The sequence below is a fragment of the Pseudomonas sp. 478 genome, assembly GCF_003254125.1.
GTDB lineage: Bacteria > Pseudomonadota > Gammaproteobacteria > Pseudomonadales > Pseudomonadaceae > Aquipseudomonas.
The window spans coordinates 299,488-315,324 of the sequence record NZ_QKZG01000007.1 but is presented as its reverse complement, the minus strand read 5'-3'; the positions used below and the strand labels follow the sequence as shown (position 1 = coordinate 315,324).

Here is a 15,837-nt window from a genome sequence, read left to right as displayed (position 1 = left end):
ACAACCCTATTCACTTCGAAATTCTTCAATCAAAAAGCCTCTAAGCCTCTCTCGTCCCCTTTCAGCCTGTCACCGGTCAACTAACTACACTCCATGCGCATCAGGGGGATAGGTGCGTGGCGGCTCTTGTGATAACATCCGGCGGTTTCCAAGGTAGCCCGATGTGGCTGCCTTTACTGCGCAGATCCATGGCATAACTCGTTGATTTGTCGTAAGTCGGTGCATGGCACTCAGCCTGCAGCGGCGAGCTTCGTTCGTCCCATATGGATGTGACGAAGTTTCACCAGAAAAAGGAATCAGGCTTCTCATGGGCGAACTGGCCAAAGAAATCCTCCCGGTCAATATCGAAGACGAGCTGAAGCAGTCCTACCTCGACTACGCGATGAGCGTAATTGTCGGGCGGGCACTGCCGGATGCGCGCGATGGCTTGAAGCCCGTGCACCGGCGTGTGCTGTTCGCGATGAGCGAGCTGGGCAACGACTTCAACAAGCCGTACAAGAAATCTGCCCGTGTTGTCGGTGACGTGATCGGTAAGTATCACCCTCACGGTGATACCGCGGTGTACGACACCATCGTTCGGATGGCGCAGCCATTCTCGCTGCGTTACCTGCTGGTAGACGGTCAGGGCAACTTCGGTTCCGTGGACGGCGACAACGCCGCCGCCATGCGATACACCGAAGTGCGCATGACCAAGCTGGCGCACGAGCTGCTGGCTGACCTGCACAAAGAAACCGTGGACTGGGTGCCGAACTACGACGGCACCGAAATGATCCCGGCGGTCATGCCGACCCGTATTCCCAACCTGTTGGTCAACGGCTCCAGCGGTATCGCCGTGGGCATGGCGACCAACATCCCGCCGCACAACCTCGGTGAAGTCATCGACGGTTGCCTGGCGCTCATCGACAACCCTGAGTTGACCATCGATGAGCTGATGCAATACATCCCTGGTCCGGACTTCCCGACCGCTGCGATCATCAACGGTCGCGCCGGCATCATCGAAGCCTACCGCACCGGTCGTGGCCGCATTTACATGCGCGCCCGCTCGATAATCGAAGACATCGACAAGGTCGGTGGCCGTCAGCAGATCGTCATCACCGAACTCCCTTACCAGCTGAACAAGGCCCGTCTGATCGAGAAGATCGCCGAGCTGGTAAAAGAGAAGAAGCTCGAAGGCATCACCGAACTGCGCGACGAGTCCGACAAGGACGGTATGCGCGTCGTGATCGAGCTGCGTCGCGGCGAAGTGCCTGAGGTGATTCTCAACAACCTCTACGCCCAGACCCAGCTGCAAGCGGTGTTCGGTATCAACATCGTCGCGCTGATCGACGGCCGTCCGCGGATCCTGAACCTCAAGGACCTGCTGGAAGCCTTCGTTCGTCACCGTCGCGAAGTCGTTACCCGCCGTACCGTGTTCGAACTGCGTAAAGCCCGCGAACGTGGCCACATTCTGGAAGGTCAAGCGGTTGCCCTGTCGAACATCGACCCGGTCATCGCCCTGATCAAAGCCTCGCCAACGCCGTCGGAAGCCAAGGAAGCGCTGATCAAGACGGCGTGGGAATCCTCCGCCGTGGTCGCGATGGTTGAGCGTGCCGGTGCCGATTCGTGCCGTCCAGAGACCCTGGACCCGCAATACGGTTTGCGCGAAGGCAAGTACTTCCTGTCGCCGGAACAGGCGCAAGCCATTCTGGAACTGCGTCTGCACCGCCTGACCGGTCTGGAACACGAAAAGCTGCTGGCCGAGTATCAAGAGATCCTCAACCAGATCGGCGAACTGATCCGCATCCTCAGCAGCGCCACGCGCCTGATGGAAGTGATCCGCGAAGAGCTGGAAGTGATCCGCGCCGAATACGGCGACGTGCGCCGCACCGAGATTCTCGATGCCCGTCTCGACCTGACCCTGGGTGACATGATCCCGGAAGAAGAGCGCGTCGTGACCATTTCCCACGGTGGCTACGCCAAGACCCAGCCATTGGCTGCGTACCAGGCTCAGCGTCGTGGCGGTAAAGGCAAATCGGCTACCGGCGTCAAGGATGAGGACTACATCGCTCACCTGCTGGTTGCCAACAGCCACACCACGCTGCTGCTGTTCTCCAGCAAAGGTAAAGTGTACTGGCTGAAAACCTACGAAATCCCGGAAGCGTCCCGCGCTGCCCGTGGTCGTCCGCTGGTCAACCTGCTGCCGCTGGACAGTGATGAATACATCACCACCATGCTGCCGGTCGACGAATACACCGAAGGTCACTTCATCTTCATGGCCACTGCCAAAGGCACCGTGAAGAAGACCCCGCTGGAATCCTTCAGCCGTCAACGCAGCGTCGGTCTGATCGCGCTGGAGCTGGATGAAGGCGATGTGCTGATTTCTGCTTCCATTACCGATGGCAGTCGCGAAGTCATGCTGTTCTCCGACGGCGGCAAGGTCACTCGCTTCAAGGAAACCGACGTTCGCGCCATGGGCCGTACCGCTCGCGGTGTCCGCGGCATGCGTCTGCCGGAAGGCCAGAAGCTGATTTCCATGCTGATCCCGGAAGAAGGCAGCCAGATCCTCACCGCTTCGGCCCGTGGTTTCGGCAAGCGCACGGCGATCACCGAGTTCCCAGAGTACAAACGTGGCGGTCAGGGCGTTATCGCCATGGTCAGCAACGACCGTAACGGCCGTCTGGTCGGTGCAGTCCAGGTGCTCGATGGCGAGGAAATCATGCTGATCTCCGACCAGGGCACCCTGGTGCGTACTCGTGTCGACGAAGTCTCCAGTCTGGGTCGTAATACCCAGGGCGTGACCCTCATCAAGCTGGCCAGCGATGAAACGCTGGTAGGTCTGGAGCGGGTTCAGGAGCCGTCGGAAGTCGAAGGCGAAGAGCTGGAAGAAGGTGAAGAGGGTGCAGTGTTCGACGGCGAAGTCGTAATCGACGACGTTGTCGAAGACCAGCAACTCGACGCCGCAGCCGACGAAGAACCGCAGGAATAAGCGGACAGACAGGGGGCGGATGAGAATTCGCCCCCTTGTTGTTTGTCCCTTGAGAATATTTCGACACCCACGAAGATCAAATGTGGGAGCGGGCTTGCTCGCGAAGACGGACTGACATTCGGTACTGATGTCGCCTGATACACCGCTTTCGCGAGCAAGCCCGCTCCCACATGAGTTTCGTGGCGATTGATGTTGTGATTTATTGCGTGATTACCACCAAATCAGAGCGAGATTGGATGTGAGCAAGAGAGCCTATAACTTCTGTGCCGGTCCTGCGGCACTTCCCGAAGCTGTCCTGCAGCGCGCCCAGGGTGAACTCCTTGATTGGCACGGCAAGGGTCTGTCGGTCATGGAAATGAGCCATCGCAGTGATGAGTTCGTGTCCATCGCCACCAAGGCCGAGCAGGATCTGCGTGATCTGCTGAATATCCCCTCGAACTATAAAGTGCTGTTTCTGCAAGGTGGCGCCAGCCAGCAATTTGCTCAGATTCCTCTGAACCTGTTGCCGGAAAGCGGCACCGCCGACTATATCGACACCGGTATCTGGTCGCAGAAAGCCATCGAAGAAGCTTCGCGCTACGGAAATGTCAACGTTGCCGCTACCGCCAAGCCTTACGACTATTTCGCTATTCCCGGTCAGAACGAATGGAACCTGTCGAAAGATGCGGCCTACGTTCACTACGCACCGAACGAAACCATCGGTGGCCTGGAATTCAACTGGGTTCCGGACACCGGTGACGTTCCGCTGGTCGCCGACATGTCGTCCGACATTCTCTCGCGTCCGATCGATGTTTCGCGCTTCGGCATGATCTACGCCGGCGCGCAGAAGAACATCGGCCCGAGCGGCATCGTCGTCAACATCGTTCGCGAAGACCTGCTGGGTCACGCCCGTTCCCTGTGCCCGACCATGCTCAACTACAAGGTCGCGGCCGACAACGGCTCGATGTACAACACCCCGCCAACCCTGGCCTGGTATCTCTCGGGTCTGGTATTCGAGTGGCTGAAAGAGCAGGGTGGTGTTGAAGCCATCGGCAAGCTCAACGAAGTGAAACAGCGCACGCTGTACGACTTCATCGACGCCAGCGGCTTGTACAGCAACCCGATCAACAAGTCGGATCGCTCGTGGATGAACGTGCCGTTCCGCCTGGCTGACGACCGTCTCGACAAGCCATTTCTGGCCGGTGCCGAAGCGCGTGGCCTGTTGAACCTCAAGGGTCACCGTTCCGTGGGTGGCATGCGTGCCTCCATCTATAACGCCGTCGACATCGTTGCGGTCAACGCACTGATTTCGTACATGGCAGAGTTCGAGAAGGAACACGGCTAATGTCTGAGCAAGAACTCAAGGCACTGCGCCTGCGCATTGATGCCCTGGACGAGAAAGTCCTGGAGCTGATCAGTGAGCGCGCACGCTGCGCCCAGGAAGTTGCGCGAGTAAAGATGGCCTCGCTGGCCGAAGGCGAAGTGCCGGTGTTCTATCGTCCTGAGCGTGAAGCTCAGGTGCTCAAGCGCGTTATGGAGCGTAACCAGGGGCCGCTGGGCAACGAAGAGATGGCGCGGCTGTTCCGCGAAATCATGTCCTCGTGCCTGGCCCTCGAGCAGCCGCTGAAAGTGGCTTACCTCGGCCCTGAAGGCACGTTCACCCAAGCCGCAGCCATGAAGCACTTCGGTCACGCCGTGATCAGCAAGCCGATGGCGGCGATTGACGAAGTGTTCCGTGAAGTGGCAGCCGGTGCGGTGAATTTTGGCGTGGTCCCGGTGGAAAACTCCACTGAGGGCGCGGTCAACCACACCCTCGACAGCTTCCTTGAACACGACATGGTGATCTGTGGCGAAGTCGAGCTGCGGATTCACCACCACCTGTTGGTCGGTGAAAACACCAAGACCGACAGCATCAGCCGCATCTATTCCCACGCCCAGTCCCTGGCCCAGTGCCGCAAGTGGCTGGACGCGCATTACCCGAATGTCGAGCGCGTGGCGGTGTCCAGCAACGCCGAAGCGGCCAAGCGGGTCAAGGGGGAGTGGAACTCGGCAGCGATTGCCGGCGACATGGCCGCAGGCTTGTACGGGCTGACCCGTCTGGCCGAGAAAATCGAGGATCGCCCGGACAACTCCACGCGATTCCTGATCATCGGCAGCCAGGAAGTACCGCCGACCGGCGACGACAAGACCTCGATCATCGTCTCCATGAGCAACAAGCCCGGCGCGCTTCACGAGTTGCTGGTGCCGTTCCACGACAACGGCATCGACCTGACGCGAATCGAGACGCGTCCCTCGCGCAGCGGTAAATGGACCTACGTATTCTTCATCGACTTCGTCGGCCACCACCGCGACCCACTGGTCAAAGGTGTGCTGGAAAAGATCAGTCAGGAAGCAGTGGCACTCAAAGTGCTGGGTTCCTACCCGAAAGCAGTTCTCTAAGGGCGGTAGCAAATGAGTGGTGACTTCCTCGCTCTGGCACAGCCGGGCGTGCAACAACTTTCGCCTTACGTTCCGGGCAAGCCCGTGGACGAACTGGCGCGCGAGCTGGACATCGATCCGGCCAGCATCGTCAAACTGGCCAGCAACGAAAACCCGTTGGGCGCCAGTCCCAAGGCTTTGGCAGCGATTCACGAAGCATTGGCCGAGCTGACCCGCTATCCGGACGGCAACGGTTTTGCGCTCAAGACCCTGCTGGCGGATCGATGCCGCGTCGAGCTCAATCAGGTGACGCTGGGCAACGGTTCCAACGATATTCTGGAACTGGTCGCCCGTGCCTATCTGGCGCCGGGTCTGAACGCGGTGTTCAGCGAGCACGCATTTGCGGTCTATCCGATCGTCACCCAGGCCGTCGGCGCCCAAGCCAAAGTGATCCCGGCCAAAGACTGGGGTCACGATCTGCCGGCCATGCTGGCCGCGATCGATGCCGATACCCGCGTGGTGTTCATCGCCAACCCGAACAACCCGACCGGAACCTGGTTCGGCGCTGAAGCGCTGGACGAATTCCTGCAGGACGTTCCGGAACACGTGCTGGTGGTGCTGGACGAGGCCTACATCGAATACGCCGAAGGCAGCGATTTGCCGGATGGCCTGGACTTCCTGGCGGCTTATCCGAACCTGCTGGTGTCGCGCACATTTTCCAAGGCTTATGGCTTGGCGGCATTGCGGGTCGGCTATGGCTTGTCCACCGCTGTGGTCGCCGATGTGCTGAACCGCGTGCGTCAGCCGTTCAACGTCAACAGCCTGGCCTTGGCCGCTGCATGCGCTGCGCTGCAAGACGCCGAATACCTGGCCGAAAGCCGTCGCCTGAACGAATCCGGCATGCAGCAGCTGGAAGCGGGTTTCCGTGAGCTGGGGTTGAGCTGGATTGCGTCCAAGGGCAACTTCATCTGCGTCGATCTGGGCCGTGTTGCGGCTCCGGTCTTCCAGGGCTTGCTGCGCGAAGGCGTGATCGTGCGTCCGGTGGCCAATTACGGCATGCCGAATCACTTGCGCATCACCATCGGTCTGCCGGCGGAAAACAGCCGCTTCCTTGAAGCGCTGACCAAGGTTCTGGCTCGTGGTTGATGTCACTGCACTGCAATCTGCTGAACCTATGATCGGTCGCCTGGTGGTGGTCGGTCTGGGGCTGATCGGCGGTTCGTTTGCCAAGGGTTTGCGTGAAAGCGGCCTGTGTCGCGAAGTGGTCGGGGTCGATCTCGACCCGCAGTCGCGCAAACTCGCGGTCGAGTTGGGTGTGGTGGATCGCTGTGAAGAAGACCTGGCCGTTGCTTGTCAGGGCGCCGACGTGATTCAGCTGGCCGTGCCGATCCTCGCCATGGAAAAAATGCTCGGCCGATTGGCCAGTATGGACCTGGGGCAAGCGATTCTGACCGACGTCGGCAGCGCCAAAGGCAATGTGGTGCGGGCGGCAACCGAGGCGTTTGGCGGCATGCCGTCGCGTTTCGTGCCGGGTCACCCGATTGCCGGTTCCGAGCAGAGCGGGGTGGAAGCCTCTAACTCAGAGCTGTTCCGTCGCCATAAAGTGATTCTGACGCCGCTGGATCAAACTGATCCGGCAGCGCTGGCAGTGGTCGACCGGTTGTGGCGCGAATTGGGTGCCGATGTCGAGCACATGCAGGTCGAGCGTCATGACGAAGTGTTGGCGGCGACCAGCCATTTGCCGCACTTGTTGGCGTTCGGTTTGGTCGATTCGTTGGCCAAGCGCAATGAAAACCTTGAGATCTTCCGTTACGCTGCGGGCGGTTTCCGCGATTTCACAAGAATCGCGGGTAGCGACCCGGTCATGTGGCACGACATCTTCCTCGCCAACCGCGAAGCTGTCCTGCGCACACTCGATACATTTCGCAGCGACCTCGACGCTTTGCGCGACGCGGTCGATGCAGGGGATGGGCACCAATTGTTGGGCGTGTTCACTCGCGCCCGGGTTGCCCGCGAACATTTCAGTAAAATCCTGGCCCGCCGGGCTTATGTGGACGCTATGAATTCCAACGACCTGATTTTCCTGGCACAACCTGGTGGCCGCCTGACTGGGCGGATTCGAGTACCGGGCGACAAATCGATTTCCCACCGTTCGATCATGCTTGGCTCCCTGGCTGAAGGCGTTACCGAGGTGGAAGGTTTCCTCGAGGGCGAAGATGCCCTGGCAACCTTGCAGGCCTTCCGCGACATGGGCGTCGTGATCGAAGGTCCGCACCACGGTCGCGTGACCATTCACGGCGTCGGCCTGCATGGCTTGAAGCCTGCGCCGGGCCCGATCTATCTGGGCAACTCCGGCACTTCGATGCGTCTGCTGTCTGGCCTGTTGGCTGCGCAGAACTTCGACAGCACGCTGACGGGCGACGCTTCGCTGTCCAAGCGTCCGATGAATCGCGTGGCCAATCCGCTGCGTGAAATGGGCGCTGTGATCGAGACCGCTGCTGAAGGTCGCCCGCCGATGACCATTCGTGGCGGCAACAAGCTCAAAGGTCTGACCTACACCATGCCGATGGCCAGTGCTCAGGTTAAATCCTGTCTGCTGCTGGCGGGTTTGTACGCCGAAGGCAAGACCACCGTCACCGAGCCGGCGCCAACCCGTGATCACACCGAGCGCATGCTGCGTGGCTTCGGCTACCCGGTCACCGTCAACGGTGCGACCGCTTCGGTCGAGTCCGGCCACAAGCTGACCGCGACCCATATTGAAGTGCCGGGCGACATCTCGTCGTCGGCGTTCTTCCTGGTGGCCGCGTCGATCGCCGAAGGTTCGGAGCTGGTGCTTGAGCACGTCGGCATCAACCCGACCCGTACCGGTGTGATCGATATTCTGCGTCTGATGGGCGCTGACATCACCCTGGAAAACCAACGTGAAGTCGGCGGTGAGCCGGTTGCGGATTTGCGCGTACGTGCAGCTAAACTCAAAGGTATCGAGATTCCCGAAGCGCTGGTGCCGCTGGCCATCGACGAATTCCCGGTGCTGTTCGTGGCCGCGGCCTGTGCCGAAGGGCGCACCATCCTGCGTGGCGCCGAAGAGCTGCGGGTTAAAGAGTCGGACCGGATTCAGGTCATGGCAGATGGCTTGCTGGCGCTTGGCGTCAAATGCGAACCGACCCCGGACGGCATCATCATCGACGGCGGCCAGATCGGCGGCGGCGAAGTGCACGGTCACGGCGATCACCGGATTGCCATGGCCTTCAGCGTGGCTTCGCTACGCGCCACTGCACCGATCCGCATCCATGATTGCGCCAACGTCGCGACGTCGTTCCCGAACTTCCTCGCGCTGTGCGCGCAGGTCGGTATCCGTGTTGCACAAGAGGCTCAGTCGTGATTATCAAGCCACCGGTCATCACCATCGACGGCCCAAGCGGTTCGGGCAAAGGCACTATTGCCGGGATTCTGGCCAAACGCCTGGGCTGGTGCCTGCTGGATTCCGGTGCGCTGTACCGTCTGCTGGCATTCGCCGCGCGTAATCATGGCGTCGATCTGACCAATGAAGAGTCGCTGAAGCTGCTGGCCGCTCATCTGGACGTGCAATTCGTCGGTGCGACCGAAGGTCATCCGCAGCGGATCATTCTCGAAGGTGACGATGTCACTGATGATTTGCGCAACGAACAAGTCGGCGCCTGGGCTTCCCAGGTCGCTGCACTGCCGGCGGTGCGTGATGCGCTGCTCCAGCGCCAGCGGGCGTTTCAGGAGGCTCCGGGTCTGGTGGCCGATGGTCGCGACATGGGCACGGTGGTTTTTCCGGATGCTCCGCTGAAGATATTCCTCACTGCCAGTGCCGAGGAGCGTGCGCGCCGTCGATACTTGCAGTTGAAGGGCAAAGTCGATGGTGTTAGTCTGTCGAGTCTGCTAGATGAGATACGTGTCCGCGATGAGCGTGACACCCAGCGAGCGGTAGCCCCGCTCAAACCGGCGGCTGACGCCATACAGCTGGATTCCACGGAATTATCCATCGATCAGGTGCTGGAACGCATCATGAGCGAGATCGCCATTCGCGATATCGCCGGGTGACCAAGAAGCGACTCAGGGGACCAGTCATAGTCCTGCGTCGCTTCTTCAAATGAACATAACCCACGTCGTCTGGGATGTGGAGATGGGCGTATCCTTCGCCCTTATTCAACAGGAATTAAAATGAGCGAAAGCTTTGCGGAACTCTTTGAAGAAAGCCTAAAAACCCTGAACCTTCAGGCAGGCTCCATCATCACCGGTGTTATCGTTGATATCGATTACCAAGCTCGCTGGGTAACCGTTCACGCTGGCCTGAAGTCTGAAGCACTCATCCCGCTTGAGCAGTTCTACAACGATGCTGGCGAACTGACTATCAACGTCGGTGACGAAGTTCACGTTGCTCTGGACTCGGTTGAAGACGGCTTTGGTGAAACCAAGCTGTCCCGTGAAAAAGCCAAGCGCGCTGAATGCTGGATTGTTCTGGAAGCAGCCTTCGCAGCCGAAGAAGTGGTCAAGGGCGTTATCAACGGTAAGGTTAAAGGCGGCTTCACTGTCGACGTTAACGGCATCCGTGCGTTCCTGCCAGGTTCTCTGGTTGACGTCCGTCCTGTGCGCGACACCACGCACCTGGAAGGCAAAGAGCTGGAATTCAAGGTCATCAAGCTTGACCAGAAACGCAACAACGTTGTCGTTTCCCGTCGTAGCGTCCTCGAAGCCGAGAACTCCGCTGAGCGTGAAGCTCTGCTGGAATCCCTGCAGGAAGGCCAACAAGTCAAAGGTATCGTCAAAAACCTCACCGATTACGGCGCATTCGTCGATCTGGGTGGCGTCGATGGCCTGCTGCACATTACCGACATGGCTTGGAAGCGTATCAAGCATCCTTCCGAAATCGTCAACGTTGGCGACGAGATCGATGTCAAGGTTCTGAAGTACGATCGCGAACGCAATCGTGTTTCCCTGGGCCTCAAGCAACTGGGCGAAGATCCATGGGTTGCTATCAAAGCCCGTTACCCAGAAAGCACTCGCGTTACCGCTCGTGTAACCAACCTGACCGACTACGGCTGCTTCGCTGAGCTGGAAGAAGGCGTTGAAGGCCTGGTACACGTTTCCGAAATGGACTGGACCAACAAGAACATCCACCCTTCGAAAGTCGTACAAGTCGGCGACGAAGTGGAAGTTATGGTTCTGGACATCGACGAAGAGCGTCGTCGTATCTCCCTCGGCATCAAGCAGTGCAAATCTAACCCATGGGAAGATTTCTCTGGCCAGTTCAACAAGGGCGATAAAATCTCCGGCACCATCAAGTCGATCACCGATTTCGGTATCTTCATTGGTCTGGACGGCGGCATCGACGGTCTGGTTCACCTGTCCGACATCTCCTGGAACGAAGTGGGCGAAGAAGCCGTTCGCCGCTTCAAGAAGGGCGACGAGCTGGACACCGTTATCCTGTCGGTTGACCCAGAGCGCGAGCGCATCTCCCTGGGTATCAAGCAACTGGAAAGCGATCCGTTCTCCGAGTACGTTCAAGAGAACGACAAAGGCGCAATCGTTAAAGGCATCGTGAAGGAAGTTGACGCTAAAGGCGCCATCATCACTCTGGCCGACGATATCGAAGCGACTCTGAAAGCCTCCGAAATCAGCCGTGACCGCGTTGAAGACGCGCGCAACGTTCTGAAAGAAGGCCAGGAAGTAGAAGCCAAGATCATCAGCGTTGACCGCAAGAGCCGCGTAATCCAGCTCTCCATCAAGTCGAAAGACGATGCTGAAGAGAAAGAAGCAATCCAGAGCTTGAAAGACAAGCCTTCGGATAGCATCGCTGCTGGTCCTACCACTCTGGGCGACCTGTTGCGTGCACAAATGGAAAAACAGAACTAAGTTCTGTCAGACCATAGAAAAAGGGCGACTTCGGTCGCCCTTTTTTGTGCCTGTGATTTGGTGATTTTGATGGTCTCGCAACGTCGTGATTGTTTGCCGTGAAACCAATCCTCTCAACAAGTTGTCTCTTTCTTTAGTCGGATCAATCGTTTATTTACAGCTAGTCTCTAGCTTGAAGCGAGCGGCCGTCGGGCGGCGTATCCGGCCTAAGGAAGTGAATGAACAAGCTCATTGTCGTCATAGCAGTATTGACACTGGCAGGCTGTACCACTAATGCCAAGACTCACGCGGTGCGTGGGGTCAGTGGCATCGAGATCGATTGTTCCGGGCTGGGCTCGGGATGGGAGAAGTGTCGCAAGCGCGCGAGCAAGGAGTGCAAGGCGGCGGGCTACAAAGTTGTAGCCAGGTCAGATGATGCCAAAGACGAGGATGAGTACCCCTTTGGCTTCAATCCCGCGGGCTATCTGACGCGCACCATGCTGGTCATCTGTCGATGAGTGTGTGAGTGCACGAACAGTGTTCCGCTGCCCTGGAAGAGGGCATCTCATTGTTGGTGAAAGATGTCAAAAACTCAGGCTGTTCAAATTCATCGGGGCGTGCTAAAACCTTTGAAGCGCTGATCTAGCTGCTTGAAAAAGAAGGGAAAAATATGACGAAGTCGGAGTTGATCGAACGAATTGTCACCCATCAAGGGCTGCTCTCATCCAAGGATGTGGAGCTGGCCATCAAGACCATGCTTGAACAAATGTCCCAATGTCTGGCCACCGGTGATCGCATCGAGATCCGTGGGTTTGGCAGCTTCTCCTTGCACTACCGCGCGCCGCGCGTAGGTCGCAATCCAAAAACCGGTCAGTCCGTCAGCCTCGACGGCAAGTTCGTGCCGCATTTCAAGCCAGGCAAAGAATTGCGTGACCGTGTGAACGAGGACGAGGAGGAGATGCTTTGACGGCCACCGCAATTCAAGGAACCGCTTATGCGTAACCTAAAGCGCGTACTGCTCGCCGTATTCGTCCTGTTGCTGATTTTGGCGATCCTTGCGTTCGTTCTCGAGAATCAGCAATCGGTTTCCCTGCTGTTTCTGGGGTGGGCGGGGCCGCAACTGCCGGTATCGCTGGTCATGGTTTTTGCGCTGCTGACCGGGATGGTGATCGGGCCCTGCATTGGTTGGTTGCTTAGTCGCACCTCCCGAGCTCGTGGCAGGCGTATGGTCTAAATGGCTTTCTCCGGTGGCATGGGTATGTAAAGAGCCAAAAATGTCTTCTGAAGGTATTACTTGAAAAGTCGTTGCTCTCCAGTGCTGTTGGTTCGATCCTTGCGCGTGTTAGGTAAACATGCGAACCTAAACGACCAGCTAGGTCGTTTCGAGAATTAGGTTTCTCATCGTGGCCCTTGACGGAATACGCTATGCCCTTGCAATCGTTGATAGTCCGGTCGGATGAGTGAATATGCAATCCAGTATACTGTGCTTGCCTAGTTTTTCTGACCCGCCAAAGTTTCAAGGTTTCGAATGTTGAGATTTGCCTGTTTTAAGGTGGTCTCTCATATATTTTGTGGCCGAGATCTAGATCAGCGGCAAACTATTTTAATGAGTCATGGAATAGTAATATCATTGGTTGATCGATGAATAATAACGCATTTCTATCTAAGTTTTTTTTATATGTTCCAGTAAAATTAATTCCTGCTTTTATGGGGATTTTTTTCGTTTTTTTTCTGTATAAATTTTTTCCGGCTGGGCAGTACGTTAGTTATTCTGTTTGTGTAACTTGCGCATTGATAGCTGCGCAGCTGTTTGCAGGGTGGGTGGGTAACTCATACGTCTATCACTTTTCGGGAAGTGACGATAAGAAAAGTTTTTTTTCAAGCTCTTTGGTCGTGATATTGCTTATAGCGCCAATAGCAGGGGTAATGGCTGCCTCTGTTTGCGTATTTTTTATAGAGGGTGATTTCGTTTTTGTTTGCGTCTGCGGTTTGTGTGTCAGTCAAATATTATTTTTCTTTTTGTCGTCGGTTTGTCAAGCCGATTTTTTGGTATGGCCGCAGTTGAGGGCCGCTGTTCTCCAGGCGGGTGTGCAGGCGGTATTGATTTTTACGTTATTTGATAAGTTGGGTGTTGATTTTCGATACGCATTAATCGCTTTGTCAGTTGGATATATTTCTGCCTCCGCTCTTCTTTTGTTTAGTGTTGTGAGGAGGCTTGGATTTTCTAATCCATTAAGGTTCCATGAAAAGTTTAAAAGCATTGTGGGATCTTTGTATCAGTATGGCGCGGCCTTGTCGCCTTGGATCTTCGGTATGTTGGTTATGGCTGCTGCGGATCGATTTGCGATTGGGTATTACGATATTGAGCATGGTGATACTTATCTGTCTCTGAAAGATTTATTTGCCGGTGGGGCTGGTTTATTGAGTATGCCACTGCTGATGGTGGTTCATCCGTTGGTGATTAGAAAGTTCAGGGAAAAACGATTTGCTGCTAGTATAATAGAAAGCTCGTTTGGCTTCCTCGTAGTTACTTTCTCTCTCTTGTGGTGCGCTTTAAGCTTTGTAGGGTTCGATTTTTTTGAGCGATTGACTGGCAAAACTATCGATGTGTCTCTGTGGGTTGTGTTTTTCTCCTTTGTGAGCGTGTTTCTCAACTCTTCCTCTGTGTACATACAGAAAAGATTGGAAGTTCATCGCAAGATGAGATTGCTAGCAGTTTTGTCTGTTGGTTCGGCGTTGGTCTCAATTGTCTTTTCATACGTGGGCGGAAGATTTTGGGGGATCTATGGTGTTTCAATTGGGCTAATGCTTGCACAAGGTCTTTATTTTTTGCTTGTTGCTTACAGTATCCAGAAAAAAATAAGCCTTTATCGCTGTCTTCTAACGCCGCTAATCGTTTCTTCTTTGGTTGCGATAATAGGTTCTGTTTATTATTATGCATTGGGCGATTGGTTGGGGTTGAGTGATTGGCGAGTGAAGTCAATAATGTGGCTATTAGGATTTTTTGCTATTAGCCTCTTGGCGCTCTGGAAGGGTGTCAGGTGGAAAGGGTTGGCTGGAGGAGTTGTTTAATGATCAATGATATAATTAATCATGTCTTCTAGATGGTGGCAGCTGATTGTACGGCTGGGTTGGTGGGCGAGGTTTTTAAGTTGATTATAATTGGCGGGCAGATAAAGCAATGAAGTTATTAGATGGGTTTAGAGTCTGGGTGTCCAGAAATTTGGCTCCGATTATATTTCTTTCGGCTTATTTTTTTACGGTAGTGCTGGGTAATATAATTTACAGCTTTCCTTTCGGAAAGGTTGAGCTTTTAAGAAGCGAGTATACTGCTGATATCCTGAATTTCGATACGCTGTTTAGCCTGGGATATTGGGTGCTGCTATTGGTGCCCTTTGTGCTCACGCCTCTTGTGGTTGTATTGGTGAGAAAGGTGTTGTGTGGGGCTGTTCTTAAATTGTCGCGTTTTGTCATTGAGTTTTCGAAAGTCGAATACCTTTCCATATTGGTCGCTTGCTATGGCATTGTTTTGTACGCTTTGTTGAAGGCGGACGCTTTTTCGCTGTTTTTAAATGGTGCTGATGCGGTTGCTTCCGTTGTGGCACGTTTCAAGATCAGAAGCCAGGTCGGTTTTTTCCCTTTAATGGTGATGATGTCTCTCCTTCACTTTTTGTCTATCTATTCCTTAGTGCGATGGATGCGGGAGAGAAGTTGGTTTTGGGTGGGGGCAAGTGTTTTCAACAGTATAGTTATGTCCGTTTTTTTGATTATGCTGAACATGAAATGGCCTATCCTTATATTTTATGCTGGTTTGGTTCTTGCAATCTTCGTGTATGCCAAACGACACGCTTACCTGAAGACAGCGCTCGGGGGGGTTCTACTGATAGCCGTTTATTTCTTGATTTCGGCATTCGTATTCCGCCTTGCAGCAACTGAGTCAACCGAGTCAATCGTGTCGACCGCGCAGACCGCGCAGATCGTTGAGGCTTCAGCTATTCCATCTGTTCCGCGAACTAAAATTGTAGATGTTGGCGCGGCGGCAACAAAAAATGCGCCAATGCTTATATTTGCTGCGGTGAATCGTATGGCTATTATTTATCCCTACTACTATGAGCTCTTTACGCGGGAAGGTGCCGTATGTGGTGGTATTCTCGCACAAGCGAAAATAGGGCCGGCATGTCGTCCAAGTACTTTTATTTATACCCGGATGTTTAATGACAGTTTTAATGGGAGGGGCACTGCTCCGGCAGCTGTTCATGTTTCAGGGTATGCATTGGGTGGTTGGCCGGTAGCGATCGGTTTTCTTATTTGTGCTTCGTTGGCTTTGGGGTTGTTTACGTGTCTTCCGTTACATTTGAATGCCGTGACTGGATCACTGGCACTCACTGGTGCTATAGCCGGGTATCATTATTCGCAGTTACCGTTAGAAGGCCCAATTATCTATGATCATGGACTGCTTTGGGTCTTCCTGATGCTGTTTGTTTTTGTAGGCTATCGTTACCTCCTTAGCATTTTTAGAGGCTCGTTGGCGAATTTGAAGAATCAGCATCTGCGATGAGCGTCAGTGCGTTCTTCGGGACGCATTTTTGTTAGTGGCTGTCGAAGGTATTTATGCG

At 55.3% G+C, this 15,837-nt stretch carries 12 protein-coding genes; all 12 read left to right on the top strand.

The window, feature by feature from the left end; genetic code table 11:
• The first annotated feature begins 307 nt into the window (after window positions 1-307).
• On the top strand, window positions 308-2,965 hold the full coding sequence (gene gyrA, locus DFS28_RS16995; protein WP_111450713.1) for a DNA gyrase subunit A: 2,658 nt from the start codon (window positions 308-310) through the stop codon (window positions 2,963-2,965).
• A 238-nt stretch (window positions 2,966-3,203) separates the two neighbouring features.
• Window positions 3,204-4,289 (top strand): 3-phosphoserine/phosphohydroxythreonine transaminase, encoded by a 1,086-nt coding sequence (gene serC, locus DFS28_RS16985; RefSeq protein WP_111450712.1) that lies wholly within the window; start codon window positions 3,204-3,206, stop codon window positions 4,287-4,289.
• Window positions 4,289-5,383 (top strand): prephenate dehydratase, encoded by a 1,095-nt coding sequence (gene pheA / locus DFS28_RS16980; protein WP_111450711.1) that lies wholly within the window; start codon window positions 4,289-4,291, stop codon window positions 5,381-5,383. The genes serC and pheA overlap by 1 nt, the downstream gene beginning before the upstream one ends.
• A 12-nt stretch (window positions 5,384-5,395) precedes the next feature.
• Window positions 5,396-6,508, top strand: coding sequence for a histidinol-phosphate transaminase (hisC, locus tag DFS28_RS16975; RefSeq protein WP_111450710.1), 1,113 nt, complete (start codon window positions 5,396-5,398; stop codon window positions 6,506-6,508).
• Window positions 6,509-6,536: 28 nt separating this feature from the next.
• Window positions 6,537-8,744 carry a bifunctional prephenate dehydrogenase/3-phosphoshikimate 1-carboxyvinyltransferase gene (locus tag DFS28_RS16970; RefSeq protein WP_256596889.1) on the top strand — a complete coding sequence of 736 codons (2,208 nt, stop codon included), beginning with the start codon at window positions 6,537-6,539 and terminating at the stop codon, window positions 8,742-8,744.
• Window positions 8,741-9,430, top strand: a complete 690-nt coding sequence (gene cmk / locus DFS28_RS16965; protein WP_008148720.1) for a (d)CMP kinase — start codon at window positions 8,741-8,743, stop codon at window positions 9,428-9,430. Before DFS28_RS16970 ends, cmk begins: the two co-directional genes overlap by 4 nt.
• Window positions 9,431-9,550: 120 nt before the next feature.
• Window positions 9,551-11,242 (top strand): 30S ribosomal protein S1, encoded by a 1,692-nt coding sequence (gene rpsA, locus DFS28_RS16960; RefSeq protein WP_008148721.1) that lies wholly within the window; start codon window positions 9,551-9,553, stop codon window positions 11,240-11,242.
• A gap of 218 nt (window positions 11,243-11,460) precedes the next feature.
• Complete coding sequence (locus tag DFS28_RS16955; RefSeq protein ID WP_111450708.1) at window positions 11,461-11,739, top strand: hypothetical protein; 279 nt, start codon at window positions 11,461-11,463, stop codon at window positions 11,737-11,739.
• Between the two features lie 152 nt (window positions 11,740-11,891).
• On the top strand, window positions 11,892-12,188 hold the full coding sequence (gene ihfB / locus DFS28_RS16950; protein ID WP_008148724.1) for an integration host factor subunit beta: 297 nt from the start codon (window positions 11,892-11,894) through the stop codon (window positions 12,186-12,188).
• 27 nt (window positions 12,189-12,215) lie between these two features.
• The gene (locus DFS28_RS16945; protein ID WP_111450707.1) at window positions 12,216-12,455 is read left to right on the top strand and encodes a LapA family protein; all 240 of its coding nucleotides are present in this window, start codon (window positions 12,216-12,218) and stop codon (window positions 12,453-12,455) included.
• Window positions 12,456-12,862: 407 nt separating this feature from the next.
• A complete protein-coding gene (locus DFS28_RS16940) occupies window positions 12,863-14,293 on the top strand; it encodes a sugar transporter (protein WP_111450706.1) in 1,431 nt (476 codons plus the stop codon).
• A 109-nt stretch (window positions 14,294-14,402) separates the two neighbouring features.
• A complete protein-coding gene (locus tag DFS28_RS16935) occupies window positions 14,403-15,779 on the top strand; it encodes a hypothetical protein (protein ID WP_111450705.1) in 1,377 nt (458 codons plus the stop codon).
• Window positions 15,780-15,837: the final 58 nt, after the last annotated feature.

What these genes read in the sequence shown, in the direction of transcription:
- DFS28_RS16945 (WP_111450707.1), top strand. Translation starts at nt 12,216, where the DNA reads ATGCGTAACCTAAAGCGCGTACTGCTCGCCGTATTCGTCCTGTTGCTG.
- DFS28_RS16935 (WP_111450705.1), top strand. Translation starts at nt 14,403, where the DNA reads ATGAAGTTATTAGATGGGTTTAGAGTCTGGGTGTCCAGAAATTTGGCT.
- gyrA (WP_111450713.1), top strand. Translation starts at nt 308, where the DNA reads ATGGGCGAACTGGCCAAAGAAATCCTCCCGGTCAATATCGAAGACGAG.
- DFS28_RS16940 (WP_111450706.1), top strand. Translation starts at nt 12,863, where the DNA reads ATGAATAATAACGCATTTCTATCTAAGTTTTTTTTATATGTTCCAGTA.
- DFS28_RS16970 (WP_256596889.1), top strand. Translation starts at nt 6,537, where the DNA reads ATGATCGGTCGCCTGGTGGTGGTCGGTCTGGGGCTGATCGGCGGTTCG.
- ihfB (WP_008148724.1), top strand. Translation starts at nt 11,892, where the DNA reads ATGACGAAGTCGGAGTTGATCGAACGAATTGTCACCCATCAAGGGCTG.
- rpsA (WP_008148721.1), top strand. Translation starts at nt 9,551, where the DNA reads ATGAGCGAAAGCTTTGCGGAACTCTTTGAAGAAAGCCTAAAAACCCTG.
- pheA (WP_111450711.1), top strand. Translation starts at nt 4,289, where the DNA reads ATGTCTGAGCAAGAACTCAAGGCACTGCGCCTGCGCATTGATGCCCTG.
- DFS28_RS16955 (WP_111450708.1), top strand. Translation starts at nt 11,461, where the DNA reads ATGAACAAGCTCATTGTCGTCATAGCAGTATTGACACTGGCAGGCTGT.
- hisC (WP_111450710.1), top strand. Translation starts at nt 5,396, where the DNA reads ATGAGTGGTGACTTCCTCGCTCTGGCACAGCCGGGCGTGCAACAACTT.